This window comes from Microbacterium capsulatum (genome assembly GCF_030865425.1).
GTDB classification, from domain to species: Bacteria; Actinomycetota; Actinomycetes; order Actinomycetales; family Microbacteriaceae; genus Microbacterium; species Microbacterium capsulatum.
The window spans coordinates 76,333-92,830 of record NZ_JAVFCB010000009.1; the positions used below are offsets into that span (position 1 = coordinate 76,333).

The following is a 16,498-nucleotide window of genomic DNA, read 5'->3' on the forward strand; positions in this document are numbered from 1 at the left end:
CGTCTTCCTCTCTCTCAGCGGTCTAGAACCGGTCGAGGCCCTCGCGGGCCGCTTCGTCGGGGGTGCCCGCCCGGTAGTCCAGGGCGAAGCCGGGCACGTCGAGCGACACCGTGAGCAGGGTGCCCCACTGCTCGTGGGCGGGGGACGCGGCATCGGGCCGCATGCACACGATCGCGCCTGCGCCATCGGGGCCGCAGAACGCGCCCGCCCGCTCCACGGCGGTGCGGCCGACCATGGCCGCACTGGCCGCGCTGGCGTGCGCGTAGCGCTCGGTGGAGACCGAGTCGGCCGTGATCGCATCGCCCTGCGCCAGCACGGGGTCGAGGAAGTGGTTCGTGTGCAGGATCCAGCCGTTCGGATCCGGATCCACGACCGCGACGCCCGCGGGCGCCATCTCGATCGACGCGGCCCGCGCCGTGCCGCCGTGGAAGGATGCGACGGTGAGCACGGTCGACGCGCTCACGGTGGCCGAGGCGGCGATGTCGTGCGCCTCGGCGATGGTCGCCGCCTCCTCGAGCACGCGACGGGCGATCGCGTGCACGGGAACGCCCGCGCCCGCGCCGTCGGAGCGGTGCCGGAGGATGTTGAAGTGCATTCCGAGACCGGCGTCGTTCACGCCGATCTTCGCCGCGGTGCCGAACTCGGTGAACAGCTTCACGCCGCGTCCGGCGGCGGTCCGGAACGAGAGCAGCAGCCCCTCCGGGGTCAGCGTGTCGTGCCAGTCCCAGGTCTGGATGGTCTCCGGCGCGCCGCCGGCGGGCGGGGCGAGCACCGCGGTCGTGCATTCGCCGACCCCGGGGGCGGTGGCGAGGATCTCGGTGCGCGCGCCGACGGCGGCGACGCGCCAGCTCTCGAGCCCGGCCGCCTCGGCGATCGCGTCGGACTCCTCGGCCAGTCCCGGAGCCCAGGCCCGGAGCGCCGCGTGGCAGCCGTCCGCGATCGCCCGCACGTCCTCGTCGGCGATCCCCAGCAGCGCGAAGTGCGCGAGGTAGCGATCGCTGGTGTCCCGGATCCGCGCGGCGTGGCGCGCGCCGATCTCGAGACCGCGTTCGCGGGGCTCCGTGGCGGACGTGGACAGGGTGTGCAGCTTCATCGCGGGGGGCCGGCCTCTTCTGGTTCTCGCCCGTCGACTGTGGCGGGCGAGTTCACGCTAGAGGTATGAAACGTTTAATACAATCGGATCGAAACACGGTCGCCCCGGCGGCCGGAACCGAGCGGGGAAGGGGCCGCGATGGCGCGATCCAAGGGCGTCACGATCCACGACGTGGCGCGGCGCGCGGGGGTGTCGATCGCCGCCGTCTCGATGGCTCTGAACGACACCGGCACGCTCAGCGCCGCCACCCGGCTGCGCATCCGCGGGGTCGCCGAGGAGATGGAGTACCAGGCCGACGCGCTCGCGCGGGGCCTGCGACGCTCCTCGGTGGGTGCGATCGGCGTCGTGATGCGCTCGCTCGATGCGCTCGGCCAGTACGCCCCGCGCGGCGTCGACGTGTTCACCCGGTACATCGGCGCGGCCTCGTCGCAGGCGATGGATCGCGGGCTCAGCCTCATGCTCGTGCCGGATCCGACCCGCCGGCCGACGCCCCCTCTCGCGCTCTCCCTCGACGGCTACATCGTCGCGATGCCGCACGTCGACGATCCGGTCGTCCGCCTGTTCGAGCGCCGCGGGATCCCCTACGTCACGCTCGGCCGCGATCCGAGCCGGCCCGACTTCGTCGACTGGGCGACGGAGGACGACGCGGTGACGATCCGCCGCGTGCTCGACCACTTCGAGGCGGGAGGCGCGCGCAGCGTCGCGCTCGTGCGCGGCACGGATCCGAACGCCTGGAACATGGACAGCGAGGCCGTCTACCGTCGCTGGTGCACGGACCGCGGGATCGCGTCCCGCGTGCTCGAGGTCCCGGAGGGCGACGGCCAGGAGGGCGGCGAGCGCGCCGCTCACGCGATCGTCGACGCCGCGGTGCCGGACGCCGTGCTCTGCCTCACCGGCCGGCACGCGGCCGGCGTTCTCACGGGGCTTCAGGCCCGCGGGGTGCGCGTGCCCGAGCAGACCATGATCGCCACGGCGTCGGACTCGGAGCACACCCGGCACAGCCGGCCGGCGATCTCGGCCGTCGAGCTGAACCCGGTGGCGACGACATCGGCGGTCCTCGACCTGCTGCAGGCCCGGATCGCCGGAGAACCGAGCGCCGGGCCGATCCTGACGAGCGCGCGCTTCCGGGTGCGGGCGTCGAGTCGTCGTACGCCGCACACGCCGCAGACGGAGGCGCCGTGACATGACGAAGCGCCGGCCCCACTCTGCGTGGGGCCGGCGTCGGTGTCATCCGCCGGGTTCAGGACTCCGGACGGTTGGCGCGCAGCACCTCGAGCCGGGCGCGGTACTCGGTCTCGTCGATGTCGCCCTTGGCGAAGCGATCCGCGAGGATCTGCTCCGCACTGCGGCTCTGCGACTTGCCGACCCAGGGCGCCTGAGCCCCCGGGGCGCCCGGGGCGCCGTGCCAGCCCCACGGTCCGTAGCCCCAGTGACGGCGGCGGACGATGAGGGCGATGAGCAGGCCCACGATGATCAGGAACATCAGCGGACCGATGATGAACAACGGCCAGAAGAAGGGGTGGAACCCCATCCCCATCGGGCCGGGATGCGCGGCGAGGGCCGCGACGGTTGCGAGCATGATGCCCTTCCTTCGAACGGATCGGCCGCATCTCGACCGATACCCCCAGCCTCGCCGTCCGAGCCCCGGAGCGAATCCGGCCCGGGGAGTGATTCCTCCTGCTCCGCAGGGAGTACGGATCCGGTTTCGAGGAGCGATGTTTGCTGTCCAACGGCCGAAAACGGAGCAAACATCGCTCCTCGAACCGGGACGGCGACGCCGCTACTGCCAGCCCGGGGCGACGAGGCCCGTCTCGTACGCGATCACCACGAGGTGCACGCGGTCGCGGGCGTGCAGCTTCGCCATGATCCGGGACACGTGCGTCTTCGCGGTGAGCGGGCTCAGGTACAGCCGCTCGGCGATCTCGTCGTTGGTCATGCCCAGCCCGACGAGGCGCAGCACCTCGCGCTCACGGTCGGTGATCCCCTCGAGCACCGCGGTGGCAGGGGCCTCGCGCAGGCCGACGGCGAGCCGCTGCAGCAGCCGCTTGGTGACGCCGGGGGACAGCAGCGCCTCCCCCTCGGCGACGACGCGCACCGCCCGCACGAGATCGGCGGGCTCGGTGTCCTTGACGAGGAATCCGGCCGCGCCGGCGCGCACGGCCCTGGCCACGTAGTCGTCGAGCTCGAACGTCGTCACGATCACGACGTGCACGCCCGCGAGGCGCGGATCCGCGGCGATCTGCTCGGTCGCCCACAGCCCGTCGCCCTCCGGCATCCGGATGTCCATGAGCACGACGTCGACGGGCGTCTCCCGGATCCGTTCGAGCAGCTCGATCCCGCCTGCCGCCTCGGCGACGACCTCGATGCCGGTCTCGGCGTCGAGCAGCGCGCGGAACCCTGCGCGCACGAGCAGCTGGTCGTCCGCGAGCGCGACCCGGATCATGAGGCCCTCCCCCATGGCAGGGAGGCGACGACGAGCGCGCCCCCGTTCTCGCCGTTCATGAACGCGATCCGGCCGCCCAGCAGCGCCGCCCGCTCCCGCATGCCGAGCACGCCACCGTGACCGGAGGTGCCGGGATCCTCGGATCCGAAACCCTGACCGTCGTCGGCGACCGTCACGACGAGCCTCGGATCCGGATCCTCCTTGCGCTCCAGCGCCACGCGGACGTGCGCGGCCTGCGCGTGCCGGACGGCGTTGGTGAGCGCCTCCTGCACGATCCGGTAGGCGGCGAACTGCGCGGCGCGGCTCGGAGCGCGCTCGCCCAGCCGGTCGTCGAGCGCGATGTCGAGACCGGGGGCGGTGAGGCCGGCGATCAGCCGGGGCAGTTCGGCGAGCTCCGCCTGCGGCACGAGCGGCGCCTCCCCGTCGCGGAGCACGCCGAGCACGCCGCGCACCTCCTCGAGCGCGAGCTTCGAGGTGTTCTTCACGTTCTCCAGGGCCGTGCGCGCCTGCTCGGGATCCCGGTCGAACAGGTGCAGTCCGACGCTGGCCTGCACGTTCATCTGCGACAGGGCATGCCCGAGCACGTCGTGCAGCTCCCGGGCGATGCGCACGCGCTCGCGCTCCTCCGCGCTCCGCTGGCGGTGCTCCGCCTCGACCCGCATCGCGGCGTAGCGGGCTCCGCGCCCGCGGATGAACGCGCCGACCGCGAAGCAGATCCCGAGCGCGACCGTCGCCGCGACGATGATCCCGGGATGCCAGATCCGTCCGACGGCGACGCCGACGAGGATCGCGGCGGTCCACCCGGCCGCGACCGACGCCCCCGCCCACACCGCCGCCCCGCGGGCGACCGCCCCGACGACGGCGAAGGCCAGCGCGACGTACGGCGGACCGTACACGGGGGTGATCAGCACGTCGAGCAGGGCGAGCCCGGTCACGACCGCGACCGTGGGGCCCGGGTGGCGGCGCGCGAAGAGCAGCGCGAGGGGACCGGCGACGGCGAGCGCGAGGTGCAGGATCATGCGCCAGTGCAGGCCGTAAGGACCGGCGTGCGCGGCGATCCAGAGCGACGCGGGAACCTGGATCAGCAGGCTGATCACGACCGGGATGATCAGCCGCACCCGTGCGGGCGGTCCCCACTCCGCTCGGCCCGCGAAGGCGGGGTCGAAGTGCAGCGGATCCGGCATCCTCCGATGCTAATCCGGCCGGCTGCGCGGCGGATCCGCCCGCCGGGTGCTCCCGGTCTACTCCCCGGGGAGTAGGGGGACGGTCCGGGTCAGACCGGACTCAGTTGTCCCAGGAGCGCGTGCGCTTGGTGGCGCCGCCGTGCTCGCGCATCATGTAGGCGAGGGCGCCGCTGATGAGGAGGATGCCCGCCACGAAGACGACGCCCTGCCAGGCGGGCAGGCCGCTGGCGATGCCCAGGCACAGGATTCCGCCGACGAACAGTACGACGAACACGATGTAGTGAAGGATCACGGAACAACCTCCTGCTGTTGGGCCTCTCGATCCTACCGCGCCGCGGGTCCGCCCGATTCCCGTCGGGCGCCCCGGGGAATGTCCGGGGCCGTCGCTACGCTCGCGGGCATGAGCATCTCCTATCCGCACGTCGAGGGGCTCGTGCAGAGCCCGGGTTTCAGCCATGTCGCCGTGATCCCGCCCGGGTCGACGATCATCCACGTCGGCGGCCAGAACGGCGTGGATGAGACCGGCGCGGTCGTGTCCGGCGACGTGGCCGTGCAGTCCGCCCGCGCCGTGGAGAACGCCGAGGCCGCCCTCGCCGCGGCCGGGGCCACGCTCGCGGACGTCGTCGGCTGGACGGTCCTCATCCACCAGGACGCCGATCTCCGGGCCGCGTACGGAGCCGTCGGGCCGAAGCTCGCCCGCGCCGGCGCCCCGCCGCTCGTTACCGCCGCCCGTGTGGTCGGTCTGGGCGTCCCCGGCGCCCTCATCGAGCTCGGCGCCGTCGCAGCGCTCGCGCCCTGACGGCCGGCCGTCGAGAGCCGCAACGGGCCCGGATCCACGTCATGACGGATGTCATAGGAGATCCGTGACATCGTTCATCGTGCGCAGACCCGTGCACGGCGCAGACTGGAGAACATGAACGAGACACAGACGGCCTCGACCGTCACTCCGCCCCGGGCCGGCGCCGCGCCGCGCTCGGCGATCGAGGCGACGGGGCTGACCAAGCGCTTCCGCGGTTTCACCGCCGTCGACGGCGTGGACATCGAGGTCGCGCAGGGCGAGGTGGTGGCCTTCCTCGGCCCGAACGGCGCCGGCAAGACCACCACGATCGACATGCTCCTCGGCCTCTCCCAGCCCGACCACGGCGCGGTGTCGCTGTTCGGGCTCCCCCCGCGGCAGGCGATCGGCCGCGGCCTCGTGTCCGCGGTCATGCAGACCGGCGGCCTGCTCAGCGACGTCACGGTCCGCGACACCATGAAGCTGACCGCCTCGCTGTTCGCGCACACCACGAGCATCGACGCCGCACTCGAGCGGGCCGGGATCGGTGACATCGCCGACCGCAAGGTGCAGAAGTGCTCCGGCGGGCAGCAGCAGCGGCTCCGCTTCGCGATGGCGCTGCTGTCGGATCCGGGCCTCATCGTGCTCGACGAGCCGACCACCGGGATGGACGTCGAGGGCCGGCACTCGTTCTGGCAGGCGATCCACGCCGACGCCCAGCGCGGCCGCACGGTGCTCTTCGCGACGCACTACCTCGAGGAGGCCGACCAGTACGCCGACCGGATCATCCTCATCCGCAAGGGGCGGATCGTCGCCGACGGCACCACCGCCGAGATCAAGGCGATGGCCTCGGGCCGCACGATCGAGGCGGAGTGGAGCGACACCGACGGGTCCGCCCGGGCCGAGATCGCGGCACTCGCCGGCGTCGAGTCCGTCGACGTGCGCGGCCCGCGCATCATCATCCGCGCGAACGACTCCGACGTCGTCGCGCGCCACCTGCTGACCCGCACGTCCGCGCGGGACGTCACGATCACCAGCCAGAACCTGGAGCAGGCGTTCCTCCGCCTCACCTCTACCGAAGAACTCGGCGACGACACGGAGGGGGAATGACCATGGCCACCGTCACCGAGCGCCTGGATCGGATCGATCCGAACTCCCGGCGCGTCCCCGCCCTCGGCGGGTTCAGCCTCACGTTCCTCGGGATCGAGCTGAAGCGGCTGTTCCGCAACTCCAGCGTCGTCGTGTTCACGCTGATCTTCCCGATCGCGATGCTCATCATGATCGGCCTGCCGAACAAGCACACCGCGGTCACCCCGGTCCCGGTCAGCCAGGGCGGCATGTCGGCGGCCGTGCCGATCATGATCTCCATGGCCGTGTACGGCGCCATGGTCGCCAGCACCATGACCGGCGTCTCGGTCGCGGCCGAGCGCGCCCAGGGCTGGAGCCGCCAGCTGCGGCTGACACCGCTGAACCCGGTCGTGTACATCCTGGTCAAGGTCGCCTGCGGCATGGTCCTCGGCGCGATCGCCGTGATCGTGACGATGATCGTCGGCGTCGCCCTCGGCATCACCGCCCCGCTCGGCAACCTCATCCCCGCGGGCCTGCTCGCCTGGCTGAGCTCGCTCATGCTGACCAGCCTCGGCCTCGCGGTCGGCTACGCCTTCCCCGCGCAGAACGCGATGCGCTATCTCGGCCCGATCCTGCCGATCCTGAGCTTCATGGGCGGCCTGTTCGTCCCGCTCGCGATCATGCCGCAGGCGATCCAGATCGGCGCGAAGTTCACCCCGCTGTGGGGCATCGCGAACCTGTCCCAGAACGCGGTCATGGGCGTCGCCCCCGACGGCTGGTCGGTGCCGAACCTGGTGGTCTGGTTCCTCGTCTTCACGGGCCTCGCCGTGCTGATGTTCCGCCGCGACACCAAGCGCGTCTGACGGCGACCGCCCGTGACGCGCGTGCGGCCGGAGACGGGGATCGCGGCTCCGGCCGCGGTTCCCGTCCCCCGCGCGTCCGGGTTCATGGAGCCGCCCGCCGGCGCCCCCGCCGGGGGATGGGGGAGATTCCGCGCCGGGTTCCTCGCTCCGGGATCGCGGTTCTGGTACCCCGGCGCGGTGATCAGCCTGCTCTTCGAGTTCGGGTTCGTGGTCATCCCGCTGCTCGTCCAGGCGCCGACGGCGGCGGCGTGGGCGTGGTCGGGTGCCGTGCTCGTGTTCGGGCTGATGTTCATCGCCTCGGTCCCGGTCGCGATCTGGATCCGCTCGGGCTGGGAGTGGCTGCCGCCGACGGTGCTGCTCGTGGCGTCGGTGCCGTTCATCGTCTCGCTCGGATCCGGCATGACCGGCCTGTGGGTGTACGTCGCCGTGGCCGCGGCCGTATGCCTAGGCGGCACCACGGCCTCGATGCTCGCGATCGTCGCCCTCGCGATCCTGGCGTTCGTGGTCAACGCCGTGCTGATGGCCGGCGAACCGGCGGCGGCGTCCGCGGGGGTGGGGGCCTGGGCGATCCCGCTCATCATCGTGTCGGTCGGCACGCTGATGGCCTCCTTCGCCCGCAACCTCCGCACGATGCAGCAGCTGCGCCGGGCGCAGACGGCCCTCGCCGAGGTCGCCGTCGAGGAGGAGCGCAACCGCGTCGCCCGTGACATGCACGACATCCTCGGGCACTCCCTCTCCGCGATCGCGCTCAAGGCCGAGCTCGCCGCGACGCTGTCGGAACGGGATCCTCGGGCCGCCGCCCGCGAGATCCGCGAAGTGCAGGATCTCGCCCGCGCGACCCTGGGCGACATGCGCGCCGTGGTGTCCGGTCATCGCCAGGTGCGGATCGCGAGCGAGCTCGCCTCCCTGCGCACCCTGCTCTCCGCCGCGGGCATCGCCGCGCACCTGCCGACGACGACCGACGACGTGCCGGAGCGGAACAGGGAGCTGTTCGGCTGGACGCTCCGCGAGGCCGGGACCAACGTCATCCGGCACTCCCGCGCGACCGAGTGCTGGGTCGCGCTGACCCCCGGCCGCATCGTCATCGAGGACGACGGATCCGGTCCGCAGCCCGGCGGCGAGACCGGCACCGGCCTGCGCGGCCTCGCCGAGCGGGCCGCGGACGCGGGCGGCGCGCTGCGGATCGCCCGGTCGGCCCACGGCGGGTTCCTCCTGGAGGTGAGCGCGTGACGAAGCGCGAGGACGCGATCCGGATCCTGCTCGCCGACGACCAGGCGCTCGTGCGCGGCGCGCTCGCGACCCTGCTGGGGCTGGAGGACGACCTCGAGGTGATCGCCCAGGTCGGCCGCGGGGACGAGGTGCTGCCGGCCGCCGCCGAGCACCGCCCCGACATCGCCCTGCTCGACGTCGAGATGCCGGGGATCGACGGCCTCACCGCCGCCGCCCGGCTGCGCGCCGCGCACCCGGGGGTCCGGATCGTCATCGTCACGACCTTCGGCCGTGCGGGCTATCTCTCCCGGGCGCTCTCCGCCGGCGTGACCGGTTACGTCGTCAAGGACACCCCGGCCGCCGAGCTCGCCGACGTCGTGCGCCGGGTGATGCGCGGCGAGACCGTGATCGACGCGGCCCTCGCCACCGACGCGCTCACCGCCGGCCCGTCCCCGCTGACACCGAGGGAGGCGGAGGTGCTCGCCGCCGCCCGCGACGGCGGCACGATCTCCGACGTCGCCCGGGGCCTGCACCTGTCCGAAGGCACCACCCGAAACCACCTGTCGTCGGCCATGCAGAAGCTCGAGGCGCGCACCAGGGCCGACGCGGCGCGGATCGCCGAAGACCGCGGCTGGCTGCTCTGATCCGGGCGGCGGGCGCGTCAGCCTGAGCCTCCTGGTCCGGCGCGTTCAGCGGGATCCCCTACACTCTGGATCATGTCCGGCCCCTCCCCCGCGCCGCGACGCCCCTCCCTCAAGGTCACCCCTCGGCGTCGTGCCTGGATCACCCTCATCGTCGTGCTCTCCATCGCCGTCCTGGCACTGATCACGACCACGACCGTGCACGCACTGTTCGGCCCCGGCCCGTCCGCGAAGGTGGCGGCGCCGCACACGCCGACCCCGACGCTCACCCCGCTCACCCCCGCGCAGGCGCTGCTGAAGACCGCCGCCGATCCGGCGAGGGCGTGCGCCGTGTCGTTCCAGGGCGACGGGATCACGCTGCCGCCGATGCTGCAGACCGATGGTGCGCTGTTCACCGGGCTGCCCATCCCCGAGCGCGCCGGATCCGTGTTCGCCGGCTGGTACCCGACGCCCGCGGCCGCGCAGACGCAGACCGACCGGGTCAACGGATCCCAGCTCACGACCTGCACCGACCACGAGCGCACGCTGTACGCGGCGTGGACGACGCCCGAGCAGAACGCCGCGACGGCCGCGCGGATCCCGATCCTGATGTACCACCAGTTCACGACCAAGCCCGGCGGCGAGAACAACTGGCTCCGCAAGAACTACGTCTACATCGAGGACTTCAAGACGCAGATGGCGTATGTCTCGTCCCAGAAGTTCTACATGCCGACCTGGGACGAGCTGAACGCCTTCATCGACGGGAAGCTGTTCCTGCCGAAGCACTCCCTGATCATCACCGACGACGACGCGGATTCGACCTGGCTGCAGCTCGCGGTGCCGGTCGTGACCGAGAACAGGCTGCTCACCACGTCGTTCGTGATCACCAGTGCGCGTCAGGAGGGCTCTCCCTCCCCGTACGTGCTGCAGCGCTCGCATACGAACGACATGCACCGGCCCGGCGCGAACGGCAAGGGCCTGATGGTCAACGTGCCCGCCGACCAGGTCGCCGCCGACCTGGAGAGGTCCGCGCAGATCCTCGGCGTCAAGGAGGTCGTCGCCTACCCGTACGGCCACTACGACGCGACCGCCGAGGCGGGCGTCACCAAGGCCGGCTTCCTGCTCGCCCGCACGATCGAGTACGGCTATGTGAAGATCGGCACCCCGAAGCTCGAGCTGCCGGTGATCCGGATCAACTACGGCGACACGGTCGACGGCCTGAGGAAGAACATCGGCTGACGGGTTCGGTCGTCGACCGGGGGATCCGGTCGACGGGCTACTCCGCGGCGGCCTCGGCGTCGACCATGGCGCGCTCGACGCGGCGTCCGGCGCGCACCGAACGGCGCGGCGCGTAGACGACGAGCGAGTGGAACACGAAGCGCACGAAGAACGCGACCACGAGCGAGATCGCGGCGGCGAGGATGCTGGAGATGTGCCAGGTCTCGACCATGAGGGCGAGGATCGGGATCCGCAGCGCCGCCTCGACGTTGTTGAACGTGAACGACTGGGCGAACCGCACGCCGATGCTCGACGCCTCGTCGCGCATGTCGTTGAAGACGTAGCGCTCCTGCAGGATGAAGTTGCCGATGATCGTCACCTCGGCGGCGATCACGGCCGCCCAGATGTACTCCATGCCCAGGTGCGTGAGCGCCCACATGATGGCGAGGTTCGCGAGCGCGCCCACGCCGCCGATGATCGCGAAGAGGGACATCTTGCCGAAGCGCAGACGGGCGAGGTGCTTGAGGAAGGCCATGCCCTGCGCGAAGGAGGCCTTGGACTCGCCGTGCAGCCGTTCGCCGAACTCCATCGGCACCTCGGCGATGCGCACGTCGGAGCGCACGAGGATCTCGAGGAGGATCTTGAAGCCGTTCGGCCGCAGCGCGGCGGGGTCGATCCGCCGGCGGTCGACGAGGAAGTACCCGGTCATCGGGTCGGAGGCGCCGGAGAGCCGGATCGGGAACATCGCCTTCGTGAGCGTGGTGGCGCTGCGCGAGACCGCGACGCGCATCGCGCCGGCGAGCCCGCCGTTGTCGCCGCCGCCGATGTAGCGGGAGGCGATCACCACGTCGGCGTCGCCCTCCTGGTGCCGCTCGACCAAGTCGGGCAGCAGCTCCGGCGGGTGCTGCAGGTCGCCGTCCATCACGATGCAGACGTCGTGCGCAGCCGCGCGGATCCCCTCGACCACGGCGCCGCCGAGGCCGCCGACCGCGTCATCGCGGTGCAGGACGCGGACCGGGATGGACGCGGAGCGGGCGATCCCGCGAATCACGTCGGCGGTGTCGTCGGTGCTGTCGTCGACGAAGAGCAGTTCGACCTCGCGGCCGTCCATGGCGTCGGCGACGCGCGAGACGAGTTCGGCGATGTTGTCGCGTTCGTTGAACGTCGGCACGATCACCGTCGCTGAAGGGACGATCGTGGCCGAAAAGACCGCGTCCGAAGACGTGTCGCTCATGCCCCTCCTCTGACTCGTCCCTGACATGCTCCCATGCGAAGTCATGCGGAACCTGCGCCTTTCCTGTCAGCCCACTCTCCTCCGCCCGGGCGAACGGCGGGTGAATCCGGGTCGTCGACGCCCTCTGCGACCCGGCCCCCGCCCAGGAAACCCGCCCTATCCTGGAAGGATGACGATCCCTTCCTCTGACACCATCACCATGTTCGGCGCCGACTGGTGCGGCGACTGCCGCCGTACCAAGAAGCAGCTCGACGAGCTCGGCATCGAGTACACCTACATCGACCTGATCGAGGACCCCGCCGCCGCGGACGTCGCCAAGGAGATCTCCGGCCGCACGAACATCCCCGTGGTCGTCTACCCCGACTCCTCCCACCACGTGGAGCCGTCGAACGCGGACGTCGAGGCCAAGCTCCGCGAGCTCGCGCTGATCTGACCTGTCGCTGACTCCCCGTTTCGGGGCGTCTTCTCCCGTTTGGGGCGCAGTATGCCCGGGAATCCCGGCGTGGCGCGCCCCAAACCGTGAAATCACGCCCCAAACGGGTGAGACCTTCCGCCTGAGCCCCGGTCCCACGATTCGTGCGACCGGGTTCCTCCGGCATGGAGCTCCGCGGAGCCGGGTCGCGTAGGGTGAAAGCGACAGCGTCGAAGGAGATGACGATGCCCGAAACCCTCGCCGATGAGGTCCGTGCGCCGATCGAGGCCGCCATCGCCGCCCTGCAGACGGGCTCCCGCACCTGGTCCGCGCTCACCGTCGGGCAGCGGGTCACTCTGCTGCGCGGAGTGCGCCGCACGGTCGCGGCGAGCGCCCGTGACTGGGTGCGCGCCGCCGTGCGATCCAAGCAGCTGGCCGACGATCACGCCCTCCGCGGCGAGGAGTGGCTGAGCGGACCGTACGCGACGCTCGGCGCCGTGGACGCCTACATCGAGACGCTCGACCGGATCGCGGACGGCCGCAACCCGCTGGACGGGATCCGCGTCGACCGCACCACGAGCGGGCAGACCCGCGTGCACTCGTTCCCCCTCCTCGGGATCGACAAGGTGCTGCTCTCCGGCTACACCGGCGAGGTGTGGCTCACCCCCGGCGTCACGCCGGGCGACGCCCGGGCCCGGGCGGGCCTCGCCCAGCGCCGTCCCCTCGTCCGGCCGACGGCGGAGCCCGCCGAGGGACGGGAGACCGCGACCGGCGGGATCGGCCTCGTGCTCGGCGCCGGCAACGTCACCTCGATCCCCGTGCTGGACGTGCTGTACGAGCTGCTCGCGTTCGACCGGGTCGTGCTGCTCAAGGTGAACCCGACGCAGGACTCGCTCGTGCCCGTGTACGAGAAGGCGCTCGCCCCGCTCATCGCCCCCGGGTTCCTGCGGATCGTCCGCGGCGGATCCGACGTCGGCGCCCACCTGACCGGGCACGACGCATTCGCGCATGTGCACGTGACGGGATCCTCCGCCACGTTCGACGCGATCGTCTGGGGTCCGTCCGCGGGTGCCGGATCCGACCAGACCAAGCGCCGCAAGCGCGAGAACCGGCCCCGCCTGAAGAAGCCGATCACCGCCGAGCTCGGCGGCGTCTCGCCCGTCATCGTCGTGCCGGGCGAGTGGTCCCCGCAGGACCTCCGCTTCCAGGCCGAGCACGTCGCCACGATGCGCCTGCAGAACGCGGGGCACAACTGCCTCGCAGGGCAGGTCGTGATCCTCTCCTCCGACTGGGCGCAGCGCGACCAGTTCCTCATCGAGCTGCGCCGCGCCTACGCGATCGCCCCGGAGCGCCCGATCTGGTATCCGCACTCCTCCGACCGGATGGCACAGGCGTCCCGCGACTACCCGGACGCACTGGTGCTCGCCGATCGGCTGCTCGTCGAGATCCGCGAGGGCGACGACGCCACGGCGCTGGAGACGACGGAGTACTTCGCGCCGGTCCTCGGCGTGGAGCAGCTGCCCGGGCTCGGCCAGGAGTTCCTGGACGCGGCGGTCGCGCACGCGAACGAGAGGCTCGAGGGCACGCTGGCCGCGAACGTGCTGATCGACCCCACGACCGAGACGCTGCTCGGCGGCGGCTTCGAGCGCGCCATCACGGCGCTGCGCTACGGATCCATCGCGATCAACACCTGGACGGCCTTCGGCTTCGTCACCCCGACCGTGACCTGGGGCGCGTTCCCGGGGAACACGATCGACGACGTGGGCAGCGGGATCGGTGTCGTGCACAACGGACTGCTGCTCGCGGACGTGGAGCGCTCGGTCCTGCGCGGACCGTTCCGTCCGTTCCCGCGGTCCGCGTCGATCGTGCGCGACGGCGGCCGGTTCACGATCCTGCCGAAGCCGCCGTGGTTCGTGTCGTCGCGCACCGCGGCCGAGGTCAGCGAGGGCCTCACCCGCTATCGCGCCCGCGGCGGCGTGCTGGCCCTGCTCCGCACGCTCGTGCAGGCGATGCGGGCCTGAGCCGCCGATCCGGATCCGCCCGTCACGCCGCCTGGTCCGCCAGGAACTCGCTCCACGTGCCGGTGCCGCGCTGCACGGTGCCGCCGGCGAGGTTCGCCTCGCTGCGGTAGGCGCGGCCGACCGCGCCGGGCAGGCCGAACCGCAGGTGCGGACGACTCCTGCCGGGAAGCGCGTCGATGAGACTCTCCAGCGAGCGCACCTCGGGTCCGGCGAGGTCGGCGACCCGCCCCTGCGGAGCACCGAGGGCCAGCTCGACCAGCCGTGCCGCGACGTCCTGCACGGCGACGGGCTCGAGCCGCACGTCCTTCATGACCGGCACGATCGGCAGTTTCGCCATCGGGCGCACCATGCCGTACGCGAACGAGTGGAACTGCGCCGCACGCAGCACCGTCCACGGCACGCCGCCCGCGGCGAGGATCCGCTCCGCCTCCGCCTTGCGCCGGAAGTACCCGATCGGCATGCCCTCGGCGCCGATGACCGAGATCATCACGACGTGCCCGACGCCAGCGGCGCGCGCCGCGTCGACGACGTGCGCGGTGCCGACGTCGTCGCCCTTGGGGCCGCCGGCGAGGTGCAGCACGACGTCGGCGCCCGCCATCGCGGCGGCGAGCCCGGTGCCTTCGACCGTGTCCCCGGCCGCGTAGGTCACCCGCCCCTCGTCCGGGCGCGGGTGGCGGGTGAGGATTCGGATGTCGACGTCGTGCGCCGCGAGCAGGGGCACGACATGGCTGCCGAGGCCGCCGGTTCCGCCGGTCACGAGGATGGTGGTGGTCATGATCGCTCCTTCGTCACATCGGGGCCGCGTGCCCCGTCACCCTGATGACGGACCACCGAAGGAGAATGTGACATGCCCATCGATCCGGATCTTCTCGCCGCCGAGTTCGAGTCCCGCCGCCCGCGGCTGCGCGCGGTCGCGACCCGGCTGCTCAGCTCCAGCGCCGAGGCCGACGACGTGCTGCAGGAGGCCTGGCTGAAGCTGGCCCTCGCCGACGTCGACGCGATCGAGAACCTCGACGGCTGGCTCACTACGGTCGTCTCCCGGCTGAGCCTCGACGTGCTGCGGTCCGCCCGGGTCGCGAAGGCGGACCCGTGGGCGGTCGACGCCTGGGAGGAACGCGCGTCGGAGGATCCGGATCCGGCCGCCGTCGCGGCGGGCAACGAGCGCGTCGCCGTCGCCCTCGTCACCGTGCTCGACCTGCTCGCCCCGGCGGAGCGCCTGGCGTTCGTGCTGCACGACGTGTTCGGCCAGTCGTTCGAGGAGATCGGTGAGGCCCTCGGCCGCTCCCCCGCGGCGGCGCGGCAGCTCGCGTCGCGCGCCCGGCGCCGGATACGCGGGACCGACGCCCCGGCGCGCGTGCCCGCGGCACGGAGCAGGGCCGTGGTCGACGCCTGGCTGCTCGCGGTGCAGGAGGGCGATCTGAGCCGGCTGCTCGGCCTGCTCGACGAGAACGCGGTGCTGCACGCCGACTACGGCGCCTCCGCGGTGCGCCTCGAGGGCGCCGCCGAGATCGCCGCCTCCGCGCGCACCGCGGCGCATCTCGCGACCCACTCCGTGCCGGTGCTGCTGGGCGGGCGCCCGGGCGTCGCTGCCGTGCTGCGCGGGCGGGTCGTCTCGCTCATGGCCTTCGAGATCGACGGCGACCGGATCGTCGGCCTGGACGTCCTCGCCGATCAGGCGCGGCTCGCCGGCCTGGACGCCGCGACGCTGCTCGGCGCGTGACCGGCGCCGGAGCCTCGAGCGGACGCGGCGGTGCTCCACCGCACCGGCGGGAACAGCTGAGGGATCCTCTGCGAGCGTCCCCCGCGGAGCGATCCGCCCGCGGATCCAGGGCAGAATGGATCCCGAGGAGGTGCGACATGAGCGAAGCGACGCACGAACGCGACGAGACACTCGACGATGCGCTGACGAGCCCGCTGCACCTGCCGCACGCGGCCGCCGAATGCCCGAAGTGCTTCACCGAGCTGCAGCAGAACCGCGACTGGTGGTCGGCGAAACCGGACGGATCGCGCCTCGTCGGCCTCGTCGTCGCCCGCGAGGGCATGCCGTCCGTCGTGCAGCAGCGCGACGACCTCACCCGCTTCGGCGTGCCGATCGAGGGGTTCCGTCATCCGGCACCCGACATCCTGGAGAGCTGGACGGACCGGATCGCCCGGCTCATCGCCACGCTGCGCGCCGGCGATGTCCTCGTCGTCTCGAACGTGCACGCGCTCGGCCGCGACCGCGACGAGGAGACGAGCACGGTCGCCGAGCTGCGCCGTCACGGCGTGATGGTCAAGGTCCTCGGGCACAACGCGCGCCACCTCGCCGACGCCGGCCGCTGAGCGCCCGCCAGCCTCACCGCCGCAGGAAGCACCACC

Annotated in this window: 18 protein-coding genes; 11 read left to right on the forward strand and 7 right to left on the reverse strand. The window is 72.2% G+C overall.

Annotated elements, in window-relative coordinates; translation table 11 throughout:
- Positions 1–22 precede the first annotated feature (22 nt).
- A complete protein-coding gene (locus tag RBR11_RS14975) occupies positions 23–1,093 on the reverse strand; it encodes a C45 family autoproteolytic acyltransferase/hydrolase (RefSeq protein ID WP_308490173.1) in 1,071 nt (356 codons plus the stop codon).
- Positions 1,094–1,231: 138 nt separating this feature from the next.
- Here RBR11_RS14975 and RBR11_RS14980 point away from each other — a divergent pair, with 138 nt between their 5' ends.
- Positions 1,232–2,275, forward strand: coding sequence for a LacI family DNA-binding transcriptional regulator (locus tag RBR11_RS14980; RefSeq protein ID WP_308490174.1), 1,044 nt, complete (start codon positions 1,232–1,234; stop codon positions 2,273–2,275).
- Between the two features lie 58 nt (positions 2,276–2,333).
- On the opposite strand, the gene RBR11_RS14985 is transcribed toward RBR11_RS14980, so the two are convergent.
- The 4 genes from RBR11_RS14985 to RBR11_RS15000 form a co-directional block, all read right to left on the reverse strand.
- Entirely contained in the window at positions 2,334–2,672 is a 339-nt protein-coding gene (locus tag RBR11_RS14985) for an SHOCT domain-containing protein (RefSeq protein ID WP_308490175.1), read from the reverse strand.
- Between the two features lie 201 nt (positions 2,673–2,873).
- Positions 2,874–3,536 (reverse strand): response regulator transcription factor, encoded by a 663-nt coding sequence (locus tag RBR11_RS14990; RefSeq protein WP_308490176.1) that lies wholly within the window; start codon positions 3,534–3,536, stop codon positions 2,874–2,876.
- Complete coding sequence (locus tag RBR11_RS14995; RefSeq protein ID WP_308490177.1) at positions 3,533–4,720, reverse strand: sensor histidine kinase; 1,188 nt, start codon at positions 4,718–4,720, stop codon at positions 3,533–3,535. Before RBR11_RS14995 ends, RBR11_RS14990 begins: the two co-directional genes overlap by 4 nt.
- Positions 4,721–4,820: 100 nt before the next feature.
- Positions 4,821–5,012 (reverse strand): hypothetical protein, encoded by a 192-nt coding sequence (locus tag RBR11_RS15000; RefSeq protein ID WP_308490178.1) that lies wholly within the window; start codon positions 5,010–5,012, stop codon positions 4,821–4,823.
- A 108-nt stretch (positions 5,013–5,120) separates the two neighbouring features.
- On the opposite strand from RBR11_RS15000, the gene RBR11_RS15005 reads away from it, so the two are divergent.
- The 6 genes from RBR11_RS15005 (at position 5,121) to RBR11_RS15030 (ending at position 10,494) form a co-directional block, all read left to right on the forward strand.
- A complete protein-coding gene (locus RBR11_RS15005) occupies positions 5,121–5,519 on the forward strand; it encodes a RidA family protein (RefSeq protein ID WP_308490179.1) in 399 nt (132 codons plus the stop codon).
- 114 nt (positions 5,520–5,633) lie between these two features.
- Positions 5,634–6,605, forward strand: a complete 972-nt coding sequence (locus RBR11_RS15010; RefSeq protein ID WP_308490180.1) for an ABC transporter ATP-binding protein — start codon at positions 5,634–5,636, stop codon at positions 6,603–6,605.
- Entirely contained in the window at positions 6,602–7,426 is an 825-nt protein-coding gene (locus RBR11_RS15015; RefSeq protein WP_308490181.1) for an ABC transporter permease, read from the forward strand. Before RBR11_RS15010 ends, RBR11_RS15015 begins: the two co-directional genes overlap by 4 nt.
- 12 nt (positions 7,427–7,438) lie before the next feature.
- The gene (locus tag RBR11_RS15020) at positions 7,439–8,656 is read left to right on the forward strand and encodes a sensor histidine kinase (protein ID WP_308490182.1); all 1,218 of its coding nucleotides are present in this window, start codon (positions 7,439–7,441) and stop codon (positions 8,654–8,656) included.
- Positions 8,653–9,279 carry a response regulator transcription factor gene (locus tag RBR11_RS15025; RefSeq protein WP_308490183.1) on the forward strand — a complete coding sequence of 209 codons (627 nt, stop codon included), beginning with the start codon at positions 8,653–8,655 and terminating at the stop codon, positions 9,277–9,279. Before RBR11_RS15020 ends, RBR11_RS15025 begins: the two co-directional genes overlap by 4 nt.
- A 72-nt stretch (positions 9,280–9,351) precedes the next feature.
- Complete coding sequence (locus RBR11_RS15030; RefSeq protein ID WP_308490184.1) at positions 9,352–10,494, forward strand: xylanase; 1,143 nt, start codon at positions 9,352–9,354, stop codon at positions 10,492–10,494.
- Positions 10,495–10,531: 37 nt separating this feature from the next.
- Here the strand turns inward: RBR11_RS15030 and RBR11_RS15035 are convergent, their stop codons facing one another.
- Positions 10,532–11,707 (reverse strand): glycosyltransferase, encoded by a 1,176-nt coding sequence (locus tag RBR11_RS15035; protein WP_308490185.1) that lies wholly within the window; start codon positions 11,705–11,707, stop codon positions 10,532–10,534.
- 169 nt (positions 11,708–11,876) lie between these two features.
- Between RBR11_RS15035 and RBR11_RS15040 the strand changes: the two genes are divergently transcribed.
- Complete coding sequence (locus RBR11_RS15040; RefSeq protein ID WP_308490186.1) at positions 11,877–12,140, forward strand: glutaredoxin family protein; 264 nt, start codon at positions 11,877–11,879, stop codon at positions 12,138–12,140.
- A gap of 224 nt (positions 12,141–12,364) precedes the next feature.
- Positions 12,365–14,140 (forward strand): aldehyde dehydrogenase family protein, encoded by a 1,776-nt coding sequence (locus tag RBR11_RS15045; RefSeq protein WP_308490187.1) that lies wholly within the window; start codon positions 12,365–12,367, stop codon positions 14,138–14,140.
- Positions 14,141–14,162: 22 nt separating this feature from the next.
- Here the strand turns inward: RBR11_RS15045 and RBR11_RS15050 are convergent, their stop codons facing one another.
- Positions 14,163–14,915, reverse strand: coding sequence for an SDR family oxidoreductase (locus RBR11_RS15050; protein WP_308490188.1), 753 nt, complete (start codon positions 14,913–14,915; stop codon positions 14,163–14,165).
- Positions 14,916–14,987: 72 nt separating this feature from the next.
- Between RBR11_RS15050 and RBR11_RS15055 the strand changes: the two genes are divergently transcribed.
- Positions 14,988–15,860 (forward strand): sigma-70 family RNA polymerase sigma factor, encoded by an 873-nt coding sequence (locus tag RBR11_RS15055; RefSeq protein WP_308490189.1) that lies wholly within the window; start codon positions 14,988–14,990, stop codon positions 15,858–15,860.
- A 137-nt stretch (positions 15,861–15,997) separates the two neighbouring features.
- The gene (locus RBR11_RS15060) at positions 15,998–16,462 is read left to right on the forward strand and encodes a recombinase family protein (RefSeq protein WP_308490190.1); all 465 of its coding nucleotides are present in this window, start codon (positions 15,998–16,000) and stop codon (positions 16,460–16,462) included.
- Positions 16,463–16,498: the final 36 nt, after the last annotated feature.